This is a genomic window from Bacillus sp. RO2, from assembly GCF_012911845.1.
Classification (GTDB): domain Bacteria; phylum Bacillota; class Bacilli; order Bacillales; family Bacillaceae_I; genus Sutcliffiella_A.
The window spans coordinates 28,222-44,359 of the sequence record NZ_JAAXCU010000051.1; the positions used below are offsets into that span (position 1 = coordinate 28,222).

The following is a 16,138-nucleotide window of genomic DNA, read 5'->3' on the forward strand; positions in this document are numbered from 1 at the left end:
TAACCTTGTTTAAATGAAAATAAAGAACACAATTATCATAATCCCCTGGATGATCCCTTTCACCAATGCACTGCTGAAGAGACCAACAACAGACCCGAATCCGGCTTTCATGGAGGCTTTTAATCCATTTCTGTTAAACATCAGTTCACCAATGACCGCTCCCAAAAATGGCCCAAGAATAATACCTGCAATCGGGATGACAAACGGGCCAACCAATAACCCTATGGTACTACCCCAGATAGATGCGTTGCTACCGCCAAACTTTTTAACACCTAAAAGATTTGCAAAGTAGTCCGCGACAAATAGTAAAATGACAAATAATACGGTGATGGTCCAGAATATAAAAGTCAGCTCTTCGAAAGAGAAAAATACACCATAAAGAAGAAATCCACCTACTAAAAAGAGCACACTTGGAATGATTGGATAGACCAATCCAACAAAAGCAATGACAAATAATGCAATAATTATTGCCCAATATACGATTTCCACTACAAAACCCTCTTTCATAAATTTTAAAAAAACCAGACCCATAAGAGTCCGGTTTAATTATACGTTCTTACCTATTATAAAGTTTCGTGATCTTCGCCTAAAACTGCCTCTGCGATATTTACAGCGTGGTCTCCGATGCGCTCAAGGTTACTGATAATATCTACAAACACAATTCCAGCTTGGCCGGAGCATAATCCCTCATTCATACGTAAGATATGTTTCTTACGAAGTGAGCGCTCCATTTTGTCAATTTGATCTTCTTTCATACGAACATCATTTGCAAGTGTTTTATCATTTGTACGTAGTGCTTCAATGGATTCTTTTACAGTGGAAACTGTTAGTGAGAACATTTCCTCTAAATCCTTCTCAGCAGCTTCTGTTAACTCTACTTTGTTTGCAATTTGATAATCCACTAACTCGACGATATTTTCGAAGTGGTCACCAATTCTTTCAATATCTCTTACTGTATCCATTAATACAGAATGTTCTTCTGACTCATTATCTGATAAAGAGCTTGAAGATAATTTTACAAGATAGTCTGTAATTTTTCTATCTAGGTTATTAATCGCTTCTTCCACTTGATAAGCTTGTTCAGAATATTTTGTAACGCCAGTCTTTAAATATTCGTGTGTAGATTCAAGTCCTACAACAGAATATTCACCCATACGAAGCACTTCTTCTTTTGCTTGTCCAAGTGCCAATGATGGTGATTGTTCAATGAAGATTGGATCTAAATGCTTTGGTTTGTATTCTACAAAGCTGTCCTCACCAGGAATGATTTTCGTTACAATTAATGCCAGAAGTCCAATAAACGGCAATTGTATAATCACATTGGCAATATTAAATGAACCGTGTGCAAATGCAATGGTCATTTCTGGGTTAAGATCTAGCTTTTGTTGTAAAAACTCCACATACATTTGGAATGGAATCAACAATATTAAAACAATAGCTGTTCCTAAAACGTTAAACAATACATGCGATAAAGCAGCACGTCTTGCAGCAACGCTTGCCCCAAGAGCAGCTAGAACTGCTGTAATCGTTGTACCAATATTGTCTCCAAAAAGTACAGGTAATGCAGCTCTAAGATCCATAGCACCTTGTCCGTAGAGTTCTTGCAGAATCCCTACAGTAGCACTTGAACTCTGAACAATAACAGTAAAGACAGTTCCAACCACTACCCCAAGTATTGGATTATCACTCATAGTAACCGTTAAATCAATGAAAGCAGGAAATTCTCGTAGTGGTTTAAGTCCACCTCCCATGATTTTCAAACCATAGAATAATGTACCAAAACCAAATACTATCTGACCGAAGTATTGTATCTTATGATTTTTAAAGAAGAATAACAAGATTGCACCAACAGCAATAATCGGCAAGGCATACTCATCAATTTTAATACCAATGATGAATGCTGTTACGGTTGTACCCACGTTTGCACCCATGATTACTCCAATCGCTTGGCGCAACGTCATAAATCCTGCACTAACTAAACCTACTGTCAGTGCCGTGGTACCAGAACTTGATTGAATTAGGACCGTTACAAGAATACCCGCAAATACACCCATTAACGGATTTGTTGTAAAACGATCTAAAATATCTCTCAGCTTATCACCAGCTGATTTTTGCAGTCCGTCACCCATGTATTTAATCCCGAAAAGGAAAATACCCAGACCACCAATAAATTCAAAAATTAACTTCTGAACATCCAAGTCCAATACATTCAACCCCTTAATCAAAAACTATATAGTATCGACAAAAATCTACAAAACCAAATACAATTATTAACCTAATATTATTCTAATGTAAATAGATTCACTAATAAATTTACATTATCTTTACAAACCGTAACTTGAAATTTACATTAGTGGCCGTTAAGTAATAAAATATTGTTCTCATGTCCCAATGTAGGGTAACATAAAATTGGAATATCATATAAAAAGGACTGATAGATATTGAATATTTTTTCTCAATTTGTTAAAAGCTTGTATTCCCCAAAAGCAATGGCCTCCTTCCGCTTTCAAGGAATAGGTAAAACCATCCTGTACGTATTTTTTCTTGTTCTTATATCTTCTATTCCCATGTTTATCACTTTTGGAACTAGTGCAGTGAATTTAGTTAATAGTACAGAAGAATTTCTACAAAACGAAACACCCGACTTTTATATCAAGGACGGAGAATTTTTTGCAGATGTACAGGAACCTTTCATTGTAGATGAAGAAGGTTTTGCAATTATCTTGGACCCTGAAAACGAATTATCGTTAAATGAGATCAGCTCTTACGGTGATGTTGTAGCCATCCAGTCAAAGGAAATAATCTTTAAAGGAGCAGGCCAGACCGATTTTGTACCATTAAGTGATTTCCAGGGTACAGAAGTAGCAAAAGAAGACTTACTTCAATTCATGGATTCTGTAGGAAGCGCATTTCCTATCATCATTACAGTTTTAATAGTAGTAGGTTATCTATTCTTTACAGCTACTAAATTCGTTCAAATCTCTATTTTAGGTTTGTTTGGGTTACTCCTTAAGAATGTGTTAAAAAGAAATAAATTACAGTATCGCCACACTTGGGTCTTGGCTGCGTATGCTGTCACCCTTCCAACATTGATCTTTACGATTTTACAGACAAGCGGTTTGGTATTACCGTTTTCCTCATTAATAAGCTTTGCTGTATCTCTTTTTATACTCTATCTTGTTATTAAGGAAGTTAAAGTTAAAAAGTCGACTACTGCAATTAATTAAAAAAAATGCACCGACAAATTTCACATAATTTGTCGGTGCTTTTTTGTTATTTTTTTCTTGGACAAGCATATAGTTAAGTATGCTTGAATGAGGGGGAAGTTAAAAATGATCCGATTATTCGTTGCAGCTCTAATTCTCGTTACTATCTACAGCATCTATTATGATATATCATCCGGTACCATCCCAGAGCCTGCCTCTCCTGTTGCAGCTCCTGTTCCTATTACAAACCCTGATACAGAATCAGAAAGTTCCACCCAATCCTCACCTTCTAACAACCTTTACATAGAAGTAGAAATAAAAGCTGGTGATACCGTACTCACTGTCGCCGAAAAGATTGCAAACAAACCAATTCCTGTCTCCATCACACAACTAGTAGAGGACTTCCAAAACCTAAACGACGGCATCACCCCAGAAAAAATCCAAATCGGCAAAATCTACAAGTTTCCTGTCTACTAACAGCCAGGAAACTTTTACATTATATATAATTTGAAATAGACAACCCTGTTGATTGAAGTGGAAGGCGCGCAGACGCCAGCAGGCAGGAAGGGACAGGGGAGACCCCGCAACGAAGTGAGGAGGCTCCCGGACCGCCCGCAACGGAAATCAACCGTTAGTTCCAGTCTCCTGAGAGTCAGGAAACTTTTTCACTTGTCAGATGTGATTACGATTGTTAAAATATGTTGGGAGTTAGTGGATAATACTAGCTTTTTTTCTCATTACAAGCTACTCTTATGAAAGAAAGATGTTTTGATCTGTAGATCATTCCTAAAGGAGCGATTCACTCGTGAATGAAATAATACATCGTACAAAAACCCGTCCGGTTAAAGTTGGAGACATTACAATTGGCGGGAGTAACGAACTATTCATCCAAAGTATGACAACCACCAAGACACATGACGTAGAAGCAACGGTTGCAGAAATTAAACGCTTGGAAGAAGCAGGCTGTCAGGTAGTCCGTGTGGCATGTCCCGACGAGCGCGCAGCTAATGCCATTGCTGACATAAAAAAACAAATTAACATTCCGCTAGTTGTGGATATTCATTTTGATTACAAACTGGCTCTTAAAGCAATTGAAGGCGGTGCGGATAAAATCCGTATCAACCCAGGTAACATCGGACGCCGCGAAAAAGTAGAAGCCGTTGTAAAAGCGTGTAAAGAAAAAGGCATTCCGATTCGTATTGGTGTAAATGCTGGTTCTTTGGAAAAGCGCATCATTGAAAAATATGGTTACCCTACTGCAGACGGCATGGTGGAAAGTGCTCTTCACCACATAAAAATATTAGAAGACCTTGATTTCCACGATATCATTGTTTCCATGAAGGCATCTGATGTGAACCTTGCTATTGAAGCATACGAAAAAGCAGCAAAAGCTTTTGATTATCCACTTCATTTAGGTATCACAGAATCAGGCACCCTTTTTGCTGGTACTGTAAAAAGTGCTGCCGGCCTTGGAGCGATTCTAAGCAAGGGCATCGGGAACACGTTACGTATTTCCTTAAGCGCTGATCCAGTGGAGGAAGTAAAAGTAGCACGTGAACTATTGAAATCTTTTGGCCTATCATCTAACGCAGCGACACTTATTTCTTGTCCTACATGTGGACGAATTGAAATTGATTTAATCAGTATCGCAAATGAAGTAGAGGAATACATCTCTACGATCAAGGCACCAATTAAAGTAGCAGTACTTGGTTGTGCTGTAAACGGCCCTGGTGAAGCACGCGAAGCTGATATTGGTATCGCTGGCGCACGTAACGAGGGATTACTTTTCCGTAAAGGAGAAATTGTCCGCAAAGTGCCTGAAGCTACCATGGTGGAAGAATTAAAGAAAGAAATCGATAAAATTGCAGAAGAGTACTTTGCACAACAAGAAGAAGAAAAGGCAAAAGCTTGACACCAATTGGTGCCAAGCTTTTTTCTTGCCCTTTTAATGGATGAACCATTTAGGTGGTGTTAAAACAATGGCAGTACAAAAATCCCAACAACAATGGAAACGATACCGATTCCGATTGCCCATGCTCCTAACCCAGTTGCCCCACGCTTGCGAGCAATAAATCCGACGATAATACCGGCAGCTCCCATAATGATTGGTAGGAAGAACAACGACAGGATTGATAAGGCTAACCCTAAAATCCCGAGCCCTCGTCCACTCATTCCCATTACGTCACTGCGCTCTTCTTCAAAAATTGCTTCTCGTTCTCTGCTTCTGTCTGATTGTACAACAGGAGGCACTGCAGCAACCTCAGCTGCATGCTCTTCTAGAAAGTCCCGATGTCCCTTCGCTCTAGAAACATGAGGTTCTTCATAAGCCAAGTCTGAATCAAAACGGTCAAGTTTCTCTTCGTTTTTCTCAAATTCACTTGCCATTCGTATCCCTCGCTTTCTTAAGAAGTTAGGAGCATTAATTAGTATGAGCAAGTCAAGGCAAAATCATGGGTGTCAAACTTTGTTAAGTTTTGTTACCTTCACTTCAGTAAATTGACTAAGAAATAAACAGAAAAAAGGACAAAATATGATAAAATAAGTGTAGCAATAGGACTGGAGGCAATTATGAGAAAAAGATTTGGGATTGACATTGACGGGACGTTAACCTGCCCTTCGACTTTTGTACCTTTTATCAATCAAACACTAAATAAAAATATAACCCTCGAAGACATGATACAATACGATTTGACTCCTCTTATGGGCTTAGATGAAGCAGGTTTTTGGAAATGGATGGACGAGATGGAACCGATTATTTATAAAGATGCCCCACTTGCCGAAGGAGCAAAAACAGTTGTGCAACGGTGGAAAGACGAATTTGACCTCTATTTTATCAGCGCACGCAGAAACCATCTTTTGGGAGTCACGCAAAACTGGTTTTCAAAGCAAGAAATTGATTACGACCACTTAGAACTAATCGGTACACACAATAAAATTGCTGCAGTAAAAAAACATAACATAGAACTCTTCTTTGAAGATAAACATGATAATGCCTGTGATATAAGTGAAGAATGTGACATACCTGTCATATTATTTGATACCCCATACAATAGGGAACCGATTCCTGCAAACGTACACAGAGTCTTCAGTTGGAAAGAAGCAGACCAAAAAGTACAATCTTTGCTACAAGCAATTAGCGCTACAAGGTAAAATTAAAGGAGAGTGGATAAATTAACATCCACTCTCCTTTTTATTTTGACCTAGACATCGCCAACAGAAGTTTGGTTTCAATTGCCTTTACAAAGTCTTCTGTGCTAATATCTGTTCTTTTTGATCCCATATCGCGGATCATCATCATAATGTCTACAAGATCCTCTCTTTTTAAAGAGGAAAGCTGTCCACTCTTCGCTGTCATCTCATACACCCTTACGCATCTTTTAGAACATGTTTCGTGTATAACCGCCCATTTTCAGAGGGCACACATGTAAAATGGGTGGTAATTACTATATATGAGATAATTCTAAATTTGTTACTTTAGACGCATTCTGGACACTTACCATAAATCTCAAATTTGTGACCAGTGATGTCATAACCTTTCAGATTATCCTCAAGGTCATGCATTGGACAAGTTTCAATTTCCTTTGTCTTTCCGCACAACATGCAGATAAAATGATGATGATGATGTTTTGTCGAGCAGGTAAATCGGAAATGTTTTTCGCCAGAAAGCTCCGTACTCTCTAAAATTTCTAATTCCACGAACACAGCAAGGTTACGGTAAATGGTATCAAAGCTTAAACCAGGATAATTATCCTTCATTGCGTCCAACACGTCTTTTGCAGTCAGATACTTATCTTCTTTGGCAAACAGTTCAAGCATTTCCTGTCTTTTCCCGGTATATTTATATCCTTTATCTTTCATTAAAGAGAGCGCCTGCGTTACATTCATTTTTTTACACCCCTTACTTTATTCCAAAGAATGGTGAAAATTAAAATAAGAACCGATAAGATTACAATGGTCCCTCCAGGTGCAAGATCAAAATAAAAAGATGATATCAATCCACCAATCACTGCGATTTCCCCAAAAATGATAGCTAAAACAATCGTTTGCTTAAAGCCCCTGCTCAGCCTCATGCTTGCAGCTACAGGCAATGTCATAAGCGAGGAAACTAATAGTATCCCGACAATGCGCATAGAAGCAGCAATGACGAGGGCTACCATGATGATAAAAACCAAATGAAACACACGTGAATTTACTCCTGATACCTTTGCATGCTCTTCATCAAAGGAAAGGACAAAAAACTCTTTATAAAATAAAACGATGGTGAGCAGCACGCCAATCGTTACGATAAAAACTGTCCAAAAATCAGATGATGTCACAGCACTTACACTACCGAATAAAAAATTGAATAGATCTGTATTAAAGCCATCTGCAAGGGAAATAAAGATTACTCCAAGACCAATTCCAGATGATAAAATAATTGGGATAGCAAGCTCCTGGTAGTGTTTATAAACTCCTCGCAACTTTTCAATAAACAATGCACCAGTCACAGAAAATGCCATTCCAAAATAGATTGGGCTCACACCGACCATTAATCCGAATCGCTTTTCCACAAGGAGGCTTGCTGCAATTCCGGCCAAGGTCACATGACTCAAGGCATCTGCAATCAATGAAAGTCTTCTTACTACGACAAAAACACCTAAAAGCGGTGCCAAAAAGCCAATTAAGATCCCTGTATAAAACGCATTTCTTAAAAATTCAAATTGCATAAACGCTGATATCATTACATATGCCCTCCATCATGGTGATGGTGATCATGACTTAAAACATGCACATCATGACCGTAAAATTGTGAAAGGTCATTTGTGCGTAATTTTTCAAACTCATCTGTCACACCGTGAAAATGTAAATTTTTGTTCAAGCATGCCACATGTGTCACTTTTTCCGTAATCGTTCCCACGTCATGTGTGACCAGAATTAACGTGATGCCTAGCTCTTTGTTCAAGTGGGAAAGCATGGAGTAAAAATTTTGCACATTTTTAATATCTACTCCAACTGTTGGCTCATCTAGAATCAGAAGTTCCGGTTCACTCACTAAAGCCCTTGCGATAAATACACGCTGCTGCTGTCCCCCTGATAGATCTCCAATATTTCTGTCGGTGAAATCTTCCATCCCTACCGCTCGAATGGCTTCTAGCACTTGCTTTTTGTGTTGTTTGTTGAAGAAACGCAATAGGCCAACCTTTGACACAAGTCCGGTTGAGACCACTTCAAAGACGGTTGCAGGAAATCCGGAATTGAAACTGTTTGCCTTTTGGGAGACAAAACCAATCTTGCTCCAATCCTTAAACTTTCGAATATCTTTACCAAACAGTTCAATGCTTCCCTTTTGTAGGCGCAAAAGTCCAAGAATACACTTTAAAAGTGTTGATTTACCTGAACCATTAGGTCCTACAAGTCCAAGAAAAGCACCTTTTGGCAAGCTCAAATTTATATTTTCAATCACATTTTGTTTTTCATATTTATAGGATAGTCCCTTGATATCGAGTACTTTTTCCAATTTCATCACACCTTAAAAGATAAGAATCATTACGATTTTATAACAATAAGTTAGTATACAACAGGTGGTGGCAAAAGTAAATATAGAGGCTTTGCAAAACAAAAAAAGCCCTATTCAGGCTTTTCCTTTATGAGAGGCAAGCGGTAACAAAAGGTGGAACCGTCTCCTAATTTGCTATCGATAAATAGCTCACCATCATGGTCTTCTATTATTTTTTTACATAGCGGAATGCCTAAGCCATTTCCCTTTTCCTTCGTTGTGAAAAAAGGTTTACCAATTCGATCCAACACATCTTCGGCCATGCCTTTTCCGTTATCTACAACCGTTATTTCATAAAAGGTATCCGATTTTTTGGCTCGCAATAGAAACAATTTGTTTTTCTGTTCCGGTGTGTACGCTTCAATCGCATTCCGTAAGAAATTCAGCATAACTTGTTTGATCATTGCCTCATTGACCAATACCAGCTCTTCTACTTCATCAATTTCGAAATCGAAATCTATATTATGTAATAAACATTCTGATTGAAAAATATAAACCAAGGACTGAAAGATATATTGCGGCTGGATAAACTGCTTTTTCACTTTTTTTCTGGAAACCGATAAAAAGTCCTCGATAATGGAATTCATTCGATTGATTTCTGCCATAATGGTATCGTAATATTTACTCCAATTGTTCGTGATCTGAGAAAGTTGAATGAATCCCTTGATAACGGATAGAGGATTCCTCAATTCATGGGCCATTCCTGCAGAGATTTGTGAAACAGATTCCATTTGTTGTTTGTATACTAGAAGGTTTTCAAATTTCTGCTGATAGGAGCGGTCATGGATGATAAAGAATACTTTCTCCGAACTTTCAAAAAAAATCCCTTGAATCTGGTATAACACTTCATCATCATAGCAAATTCTTTCTTTGAACTTCTTATTATGGATAACCTCTTCATAAATTTCATATAACTTATCCTTCAGAAAGACAGGAGTCAATAAATCATCGAACTCAAGGTTTATATAGTCTTCACCAACATCAAGTTCCAACAATTTTAAGCATCGGTTGTTGATGTATTCTATCATACCGCCTTTTGAAAGGACTAAAATAGCAATATCTAATGAGTTCGTCATAAACTCATTGACCTTTAATGATTGTTCAATCGTACCATAATGAAGTGGCAAGACAACGGAACTATCCTTATTTTCAATTACAAGTCCTGACAGATAGATACGTTCTCCAGAAAGTATTCCTGTATAAACGACTTCATAGAAATTCCCGTTTATCCGGTGAAATAAAATCCTCTTAATTTCTTTCCCACCCGAATCGGAAATTTCCTTCAAATATGTATAGACCTCTTGGCGATAGCTTGATGGGAAGCTGAGAAAAAAAGAACGATTCTCTTCCAACACTGATAGAAATGTGCTGGCTCTCTCATTCCATTCTTCAATAAAGCCATTCACATTCAGTATAAGCCTTAGGTCTGAACTTAAATATTGAAAAATATCTTGTTCTTTTTTATCTATTATAAACGACAAGGTGACTCCCCCTCGTTACCTTCGAATATCATTTGTTAATGGAATATTTTAATTATACAATAATTTCCCAACAGTTGTCATATTATTTCGTAAAGGTAGCCTTTTTGTTTTTCCAACATAGGCTAAAATGGGAGGGATAATATGATGAACATATATCAGCAAATCGTCAATAAGAAGCTTCATAACATTACGGCAGAAGAATTGATGAAGTATAGTGGGGAATATAATATCTCCTTGACACTGGATCAGGCAAAAAAGGTATCTGCTCTTTTGCAGTCCAAAAAAGTGAATGTATTTAACACGTCCGAGAGAATTCAATTAATGAAAGAAGTTGCGAAGATTACTGGCCACGAGACCGCTAAAAAAGTAAATCAGCTATTTTTGGAGTTTACAAAGTAAGAAAATCAGCTAAGAACAAAAGAACTTTAGGTGTTGAATAATCACCGCTGTTCCTTTCCGCAAATGGCTTCGCTTTCCGCGGGACGGTGCTTGCTTCAATTCACAGCTAAAAAATTTCGTAAAAGGTACGTTCTTGCTTATTCATTTAACCCGGGTAGATACTTTCCATATACCCCTCGTTGAATGAAGCCCTTTGTTGATTGAAGTACAAGGCGTGCAGACGCCCACGGGAGGAAGGGACAGGTGAGACCCCATAGGCGCAAGCCGAGAAGCCTCACGGACCGCCCGCAGGCAAGCGATACGCCTGGAACGGAAATCAACTGTGTTTTAATGCTTCTTATCCTTTGGCTCTGTTAAAGCATATTATTGATTTTTTCAGCAACCTAGCTGTTGATTGAAGCAATAGGCGAATACTCCTGAGGGAGATAGCGTTTAGGGGAGACCCCGCAGGCGCTTTTCCGAGGAGGCTCCCCAAACGCTCCTAGGAAAGCGAAGCCTAGTGCGTAAATCAACAGCGGAGTTTAACAGAGCCTATCTTTAAAAAAAGAAGCAAGGGCATTTTTCTGGCCCTTGCTTCTTTCTAATTAGTCATTCACGATTTTCGTTAATAGTTCTTCATCAAACTGCTTGTTTTTGAGCATGGAGATTTCATGTTTGTATGGCGGTTTACGGTCTTTCTTGTCTTCACCGACGTATGGCGTCTCCAATATTTTAGGAATATGTTTTAATTGATCATGATGAACGATATAATTGATTGCATCAAAGCCAATATGACCAAAACCTATGTTTTCATGTCGGTCTTTACTAGCCCCGCAAGCATTCTTACTATCATTTATATGAAGCACCTTCAGTCTGTCTAAACCAATAATATCGTCAAACTGCTTCAGGACTCCATCAAAATCATTAACAATATCGTATCCAGCATCATGCACGTGACATGTGTCCAGGCAAATGGAAAGTTTTTCGTTAAGATGAACTCCGTCAATAATGGCTGCAAGTTCTTCAAAAGTACGACCACATTCAGAACCCTTTCCTGCCATGGTCTCTAATGCAATTTGAACATTCTGCTCTTTGGTCAGTGCCTCATTCAACCCTTTAATAATCTGGCTGATCCCAACTTCCGTTCCCGCACCGATATGTGCACCTGGGTGGAGGACAATCTGTTTTGCCCCGATAGCTTCCGTTCTTCTAACTTCTTCTGCTAGAAAATTCACTCCAAGCTCGTAAGTTTCAGGTTTCTGAGAGTTACCAATATTAATGATATATGGAGCATGTACAATAATTTCCTTCAAACCATGCTCTTTCATATGTGCAAGACCTGCTTCTATGTTAAGGTCTTCAATTTTTTTTCTTCGTGTATTTTGAGGAGCCCCTGTGTAAATCATAAATACATTTGATCCATAAGATGCAGCCTCTTCACTTGCAGCAAGCAGCATTTTTTTACCGCTCATGGATACATGGGATCCAATTAGTAAGTTTTCCATAACATCACCTCTTTTAACAATCAGCCTTTATTTTATCATAAGGATGCCATGAAAGGTTACCGTGTTGCTCATGATTATCTTTTCTTTAGGCGGCGGTGTCTCTTTTTATATTGCTCTACCTCGTATTTGTGTTTCTTTTTGTAACCTGGTTTTACTTTTGATGATTTTTTAACAGCTGTTTTCGCAGCAACGTCAATTTCATTAATTTGTTTTTTACGGTTTTGACGTTTGTTTCGTTGGCCGATTTCCACCAACTCTCCGTTTTTTAAGTCCATCTGAGTAAACTCTATTCCCAACTTTTCGATTTGGGATAATGCATTCTCATCTGTTGGTTCATATAGTGTAATAGCATTACCGGAATAATCTGCTCGCGCTGTACGTCCAACGCGGTGTACATAGAAATCAAGGTCTGATGGAAGTTCATAGTTAATTACATGACTGACTCCTTCAATATCAATTCCTCTTGCAGCCAGGTCTGTTGCTACCACATATTGATATTCCAAATCATTGATTTGCTTCATCATTTTTTTACGTTCACGTGGGTTAAGGTCCCCATGAATTCTACCTACCTTTAACCCTTGTTCAAGCAATGCATCTGCCACTTCGTCTGCTTTTTTCTTCGTGTTGGTAAAGACAATCGCTAGATATGGATTATATTGCACTAGAACATCATGCAATAATTTCGTTTTGCTTTTAGATTTAACCGGAATAAGCAGGTGTTTGATTTTCGCTGCAGTCACTTGTTTTGGCGCAACGTGTGTGTACTTTGGGTTTTCCATGTATTTTCGTAAGAAAGGCTTCAGTTTTTCAGGAATCGTCGCTGAGAATACCATGATCTGAAGATTCTTCGGCATTGCAGCAGCAACCTTGTCAATATCTTCAATGAAACCCATATCGAGCATAAGGTCGGCTTCATCGACTACAATTGATCTGGCAGTATGAACTAAAAGTGCATTCTCTACCATTAAATCTTTAATACGGCCAGGAGTTCCGACTACAATGTGCGGCTGTTGTTTTAGACGATCAATCGTCCGTTGTTTGTCCGTACCCCCAATATAACAACGTGCAGTAATCATGTCTTCACCAGAACAGAATTTAGTGATCTTCAATACTTCTTGGTAAATTTGATTAGCAAGCTCTCTTGTAGGTGCTGTAATAACAGCTTGTACTTCCTGTACAGATGGGTCGATTTTGCTCAAAATTGGTATCAGGTAAGCATGTGTTTTCCCTGTTCCTGTTTGAGACTGTCCAATGGCACTTTCTCCGTTTAATAAAGAAGGAATCATTCTTTCTTGTACTTCTGTCGGCTTTTGAAATCTAAGTTCTTTTACCGCTTCTAGTATGAACGGTTTTAAATTAAATTTTTCAAACGTAGTATTCATGTATTTACCTCCATTTTTAAAATCATGCATGGAATATGTATCTATGTCATTATTTTAAAGTTTCTATTTTCATTTATGAGTTATTCGCGTTCCGATACGTTCTGTTTAACCCCAAACAACTATTATAAAGGAGTTTTGGTTTTTTGGCTACACTACGGTTGTGCCCATTCTTTCCAGACAATAAACATTCCAAGCACTATCCGCATAAATTATAGGAGACCAGAAAAGCTACTTAAATTCCGGCATTTTTAAAAAATGATAACTTTTCACGAAAGAAAGGAGGATTACCATGTTTTTTGGACCGAATCGATCAATGCCACCTATGCAGCAACAAATGCGGCCTTCCCCATTCCGCATGGGTCCAGGTCCCTCTTCGTTAATGCAACAGCCGCAGAATAACATGTTCAATATGTTTAATATGCCCAATTCAAACATGTCCAATATGCCTACTCAAATGTTGAGAAATTCATCTTCACCATTTATGGGTGGCGGCGCAGGAAGAGGAATGGATTTATTAGGCGGCGGAAATAGCGGTGGAGGTGGCGGAGGACTGCTTGCCAAACTCTTTGGAAGAACAGGAGCTAGAAGCATCGGAAACATGGGTGGACTTGGTCAACTGGCCAATACAGGCGCAGGTGGAGGACTAGGTCAACTTGCGAATGCAGGAACCCTTCAGCAACTCATCAATCCAAACAACCTGACAGGCATGCTTGGAAATGTTCAAAAAGCGTTAAAAATGGCAGAAGGTGTCATGCCGATGGTTCAGCAATATGGACCTCTAGTAAGGAATATGCCTGCCATGCTAAAGCTATACAACGAACTGAAAAATGTTGATGATGACGGTGATACAGATAACGAGTCAACGGAAGAAGCAAAAACGGAAGAGGTTGAAAGTGAGAGTGAGAGTACACCGAAAAGCAATAAGAAGAAAAAAGTGAAGAAGGCCAAAAAAGAGCCTACTTCCATTTCCACTTCCACTCCCACAGAGCCCGAGGAAAAGGAAAAACCAGCAGGCGGTTCCGCACCTAAACTTTATATCTGAAGTTCCTAATATCTTCTTTTGTACTAACCTTCTTATTTATACTATAATAGATGGTAAGTAGTGAGAGAGTGTTTATCACTCTCTTATTTGATGTAAGGAGGGTTATCCCTATATGGAACTTATTAAAATCGCCCCTCGTGGCTACTGCTATGGTGTAGTCGATGCTATGGTGATTGCAAGAAATGCAGCATTGGATAAAACATTGCCACGACCAATCTATATTTTAGGTATGATTGTTCATAATAAACATGTTACAGACGCGTTTGAAGAAGAAGGAATCATCACATTGGACGGTGCGAACCGCCTTGAAATCCTTGATCAGATTAACGAAGGTACCGTTATTTTCACTGCCCATGGTGTCTCACCGGAAGTGAAGGTTCGTGCAAAGGAAAAAGGATTAACCACTATTGATGCGACTTGCCCGGATGTTACCCGTACCCATGACCTGATCCGCATGAAAGAAGCACAAGGCTACGAAGTTATTTACATCGGTAAAAAAGGACATCCTGAGCCAGAAGGTGCTGTAGGAGTTGCTCCTTCCATCGTGCATCTAGTGGAGACGCTTGATGACGTGGAAGCATTGTCGATTGATAGTGAGAAGATTATTGTCACCAACCAAACTACTATGAGTCAGTGGGATGTAGCCGACATCATGGTTAAGGTTCAAGAGAAATACCCACATGTCGAACAACATAAAGAAATTTGCCTTGCTACACAAGTAAGACAAGAAGCGGTGGCAGAGCAAGCGGGACAAGCCGATGTAACTATAGTCGTTGGAGATCCGAAAAGCAACAACTCCAACAGACTGGCTCAAGTTTCTCAAGAAATTGCCGGAACTCCTGCCTACCGAATTTCCGATATCAGCGAGTTAAATGTAGAATGGTTGATGAATGCTAGTACGGTTGCAGTTACAGCAGGTGCTTCTACACCAACTCCGATCACAAAGGAAGTTATACAGTTTGTGGAGCAATTTGATCCGTTGAATAAAGATACTTGGAAGACAACGAAGAATGTACCTTTGCAAAAGATTTTGCCGAAAGTGAAGAAGGCGAAAACTTCATAAGGTTGACAGCACCCTCTTTTTGGAGGGTGTTTTTTTTGGAGGATGGTTGGAGGCTTAAGATTCCGAACGTAAATTGAAACTATATTGCTTCTATGTTACCTTTGATGCTTTTGTGGAAGAGTTTCGGGCGTATAGAACCGTTCTATGTTACCTTTACTGCTTTTTACGAAGGGTTTCGGGCGTATAGAACCGTTCTATGTTACCTTTACTGCTTTTGGCGAAGGGATTCGGGCGTATAGAACCGTTCTATGTTACCTTTACTGCTTTTGGCGAAGGGATTCGGGCGTATAGAACCGTTCTATGTTACCTTTATTGCTTTTACCAAGGAGTTTCGGGCATGAGGGTATTTTCTCTCCTACCGTTTTTCCTTTCCCCAAAACTTTACGGGCGGAGAGACCCCTTCTCTCCTACCGTTTTTCCTCTCCCCGGAGCTTTTCGGGCGGAGAGACTCCCTCTCTCCTACCGTTTTTCCTTTCCCCAAAACTTTTCGGGCGGAGAGACGCCTTCTCTCCTACCGTTACACATTTCCCCGGAACTTTTCAGGC

At 39.1% G+C, this 16,138-nt stretch carries 17 protein-coding genes; 7 read left to right on the forward strand and 10 right to left on the reverse strand.

From position 1 onward, the window contains the following. Window positions 1-9: 9 nt before the first annotated feature. Window positions 10-489, reverse strand: a complete 480-nt coding sequence (locus HF078_RS17245) for a DUF456 family protein (protein WP_168864136.1) — start codon at window positions 487-489, stop codon at window positions 10-12. Window positions 490-563: 74 nt separating this feature from the next. Beyond that, complete coding sequence (locus tag HF078_RS17250; protein ID WP_169292274.1) at window positions 564-2,204, reverse strand: Na/Pi cotransporter family protein; 1,641 nt, start codon at window positions 2,202-2,204, stop codon at window positions 564-566. A 237-nt stretch (window positions 2,205-2,441) separates the two neighbouring features. Between HF078_RS17250 and HF078_RS17255 the strand changes: the two genes are divergently transcribed. The 3 genes from HF078_RS17255 (at window position 2,442) to ispG (ending at window position 5,118) form a co-directional block, all read left to right on the forward strand. Then, a complete protein-coding gene (locus HF078_RS17255; RefSeq protein ID WP_169292275.1) occupies window positions 2,442-3,227 on the forward strand; it encodes a DUF1189 domain-containing protein in 786 nt (261 codons plus the stop codon). 105 nt (window positions 3,228-3,332) lie between these two features. Beyond that, window positions 3,333-3,683: a hypothetical protein gene (locus HF078_RS17260; RefSeq protein ID WP_169292276.1), complete on the forward strand. Its 351-nt coding sequence runs from the start codon at window positions 3,333-3,335 to the stop codon at window positions 3,681-3,683. Between the two features lie 328 nt (window positions 3,684-4,011). After that, window positions 4,012-5,118 (forward strand): flavodoxin-dependent (E)-4-hydroxy-3-methylbut-2-enyl-diphosphate synthase, encoded by a 1,107-nt coding sequence (gene ispG / locus HF078_RS17265; RefSeq protein WP_169292277.1) that lies wholly within the window; start codon window positions 4,012-4,014, stop codon window positions 5,116-5,118. A gap of 59 nt (window positions 5,119-5,177) precedes the next feature. Here the strand turns inward: ispG and HF078_RS17270 are convergent, their stop codons facing one another. Next, window positions 5,178-5,591, reverse strand: a complete 414-nt coding sequence (locus HF078_RS17270; protein WP_060665031.1) for a DUF4190 domain-containing protein — start codon at window positions 5,589-5,591, stop codon at window positions 5,178-5,180. A gap of 183 nt (window positions 5,592-5,774) precedes the next feature. Here HF078_RS17270 and HF078_RS17275 point away from each other — a divergent pair, with 183 nt between their 5' ends. Then, the gene (locus HF078_RS17275) at window positions 5,775-6,356 is read left to right on the forward strand and encodes a hypothetical protein (protein ID WP_205831672.1); all 582 of its coding nucleotides are present in this window, start codon (window positions 5,775-5,777) and stop codon (window positions 6,354-6,356) included. A gap of 40 nt (window positions 6,357-6,396) precedes the next feature. Here HF078_RS17275 and HF078_RS17280 read toward each other — a convergent pair whose 3' ends face one another. The 5 genes from HF078_RS17280 to HF078_RS17300 all read right to left on the reverse strand — a co-directional run bounded on the left by HF078_RS17280 (window position 6,397) and on the right by HF078_RS17300 (window position 10,223). Beyond that, window positions 6,397-6,561, reverse strand: a complete 165-nt coding sequence (locus HF078_RS17280) for a hypothetical protein (RefSeq protein ID WP_169292278.1) — start codon at window positions 6,559-6,561, stop codon at window positions 6,397-6,399. A gap of 119 nt (window positions 6,562-6,680) precedes the next feature. Beyond that, window positions 6,681-7,091 carry a Fur family transcriptional regulator gene (locus tag HF078_RS17285; protein ID WP_169292279.1) on the reverse strand — a complete coding sequence of 137 codons (411 nt, stop codon included), beginning with the start codon at window positions 7,089-7,091 and terminating at the stop codon, window positions 6,681-6,683. Next, a complete protein-coding gene (locus HF078_RS17290) occupies window positions 7,088-7,927 on the reverse strand; it encodes a metal ABC transporter permease (RefSeq protein ID WP_169292280.1) in 840 nt (279 codons plus the stop codon). The genes HF078_RS17285 and HF078_RS17290 overlap by 4 nt, the downstream gene beginning before the upstream one ends. Next, the gene (locus HF078_RS17295) at window positions 7,927-8,709 is read right to left on the reverse strand and encodes a metal ABC transporter ATP-binding protein (RefSeq protein WP_169292281.1); all 783 of its coding nucleotides are present in this window, start codon (window positions 8,707-8,709) and stop codon (window positions 7,927-7,929) included. The genes HF078_RS17290 and HF078_RS17295 overlap by 1 nt, the downstream gene beginning before the upstream one ends. A 104-nt stretch (window positions 8,710-8,813) precedes the next feature. Next, window positions 8,814-10,223, reverse strand: a complete 1,410-nt coding sequence (locus tag HF078_RS17300) for an ATP-binding protein (RefSeq protein WP_169292282.1) — start codon at window positions 10,221-10,223, stop codon at window positions 8,814-8,816. A gap of 141 nt (window positions 10,224-10,364) precedes the next feature. Between HF078_RS17300 and HF078_RS17305 the strand changes: the two genes are divergently transcribed. After that, entirely contained in the window at window positions 10,365-10,622 is a 258-nt protein-coding gene (locus tag HF078_RS17305) for a DUF2624 domain-containing protein (RefSeq protein WP_231687719.1), read from the forward strand. 584 nt (window positions 10,623-11,206) lie between these two features. On the opposite strand, the gene HF078_RS17310 is transcribed toward HF078_RS17305, so the two are convergent. Continuing rightward, window positions 11,207-12,106: a deoxyribonuclease IV gene (locus HF078_RS17310; protein ID WP_169292283.1), complete on the reverse strand. Its 900-nt coding sequence runs from the start codon at window positions 12,104-12,106 to the stop codon at window positions 11,207-11,209. A 74-nt stretch (window positions 12,107-12,180) separates the two neighbouring features. Then, entirely contained in the window at window positions 12,181-13,488 is a 1,308-nt protein-coding gene (locus tag HF078_RS17315) for a DEAD/DEAH box helicase (RefSeq protein ID WP_169292284.1), read from the reverse strand. 289 nt (window positions 13,489-13,777) lie between these two features. Here HF078_RS17315 and HF078_RS17320 point away from each other — a divergent pair, with 289 nt between their 5' ends. Both HF078_RS17320 and HF078_RS17325 read left to right on the forward strand, forming a co-directional pair. Further along, on the forward strand, window positions 13,778-14,530 hold the full coding sequence (locus HF078_RS17320) for a YqfQ family protein (RefSeq protein WP_240951787.1): 753 nt from the start codon (window positions 13,778-13,780) through the stop codon (window positions 14,528-14,530). 112 nt (window positions 14,531-14,642) lie between these two features. Further along, window positions 14,643-15,593, forward strand: a complete 951-nt coding sequence (locus HF078_RS17325; RefSeq protein WP_169292285.1) for a 4-hydroxy-3-methylbut-2-enyl diphosphate reductase — start codon at window positions 14,643-14,645, stop codon at window positions 15,591-15,593. Window positions 15,594-16,138: the final 545 nt, after the last annotated feature.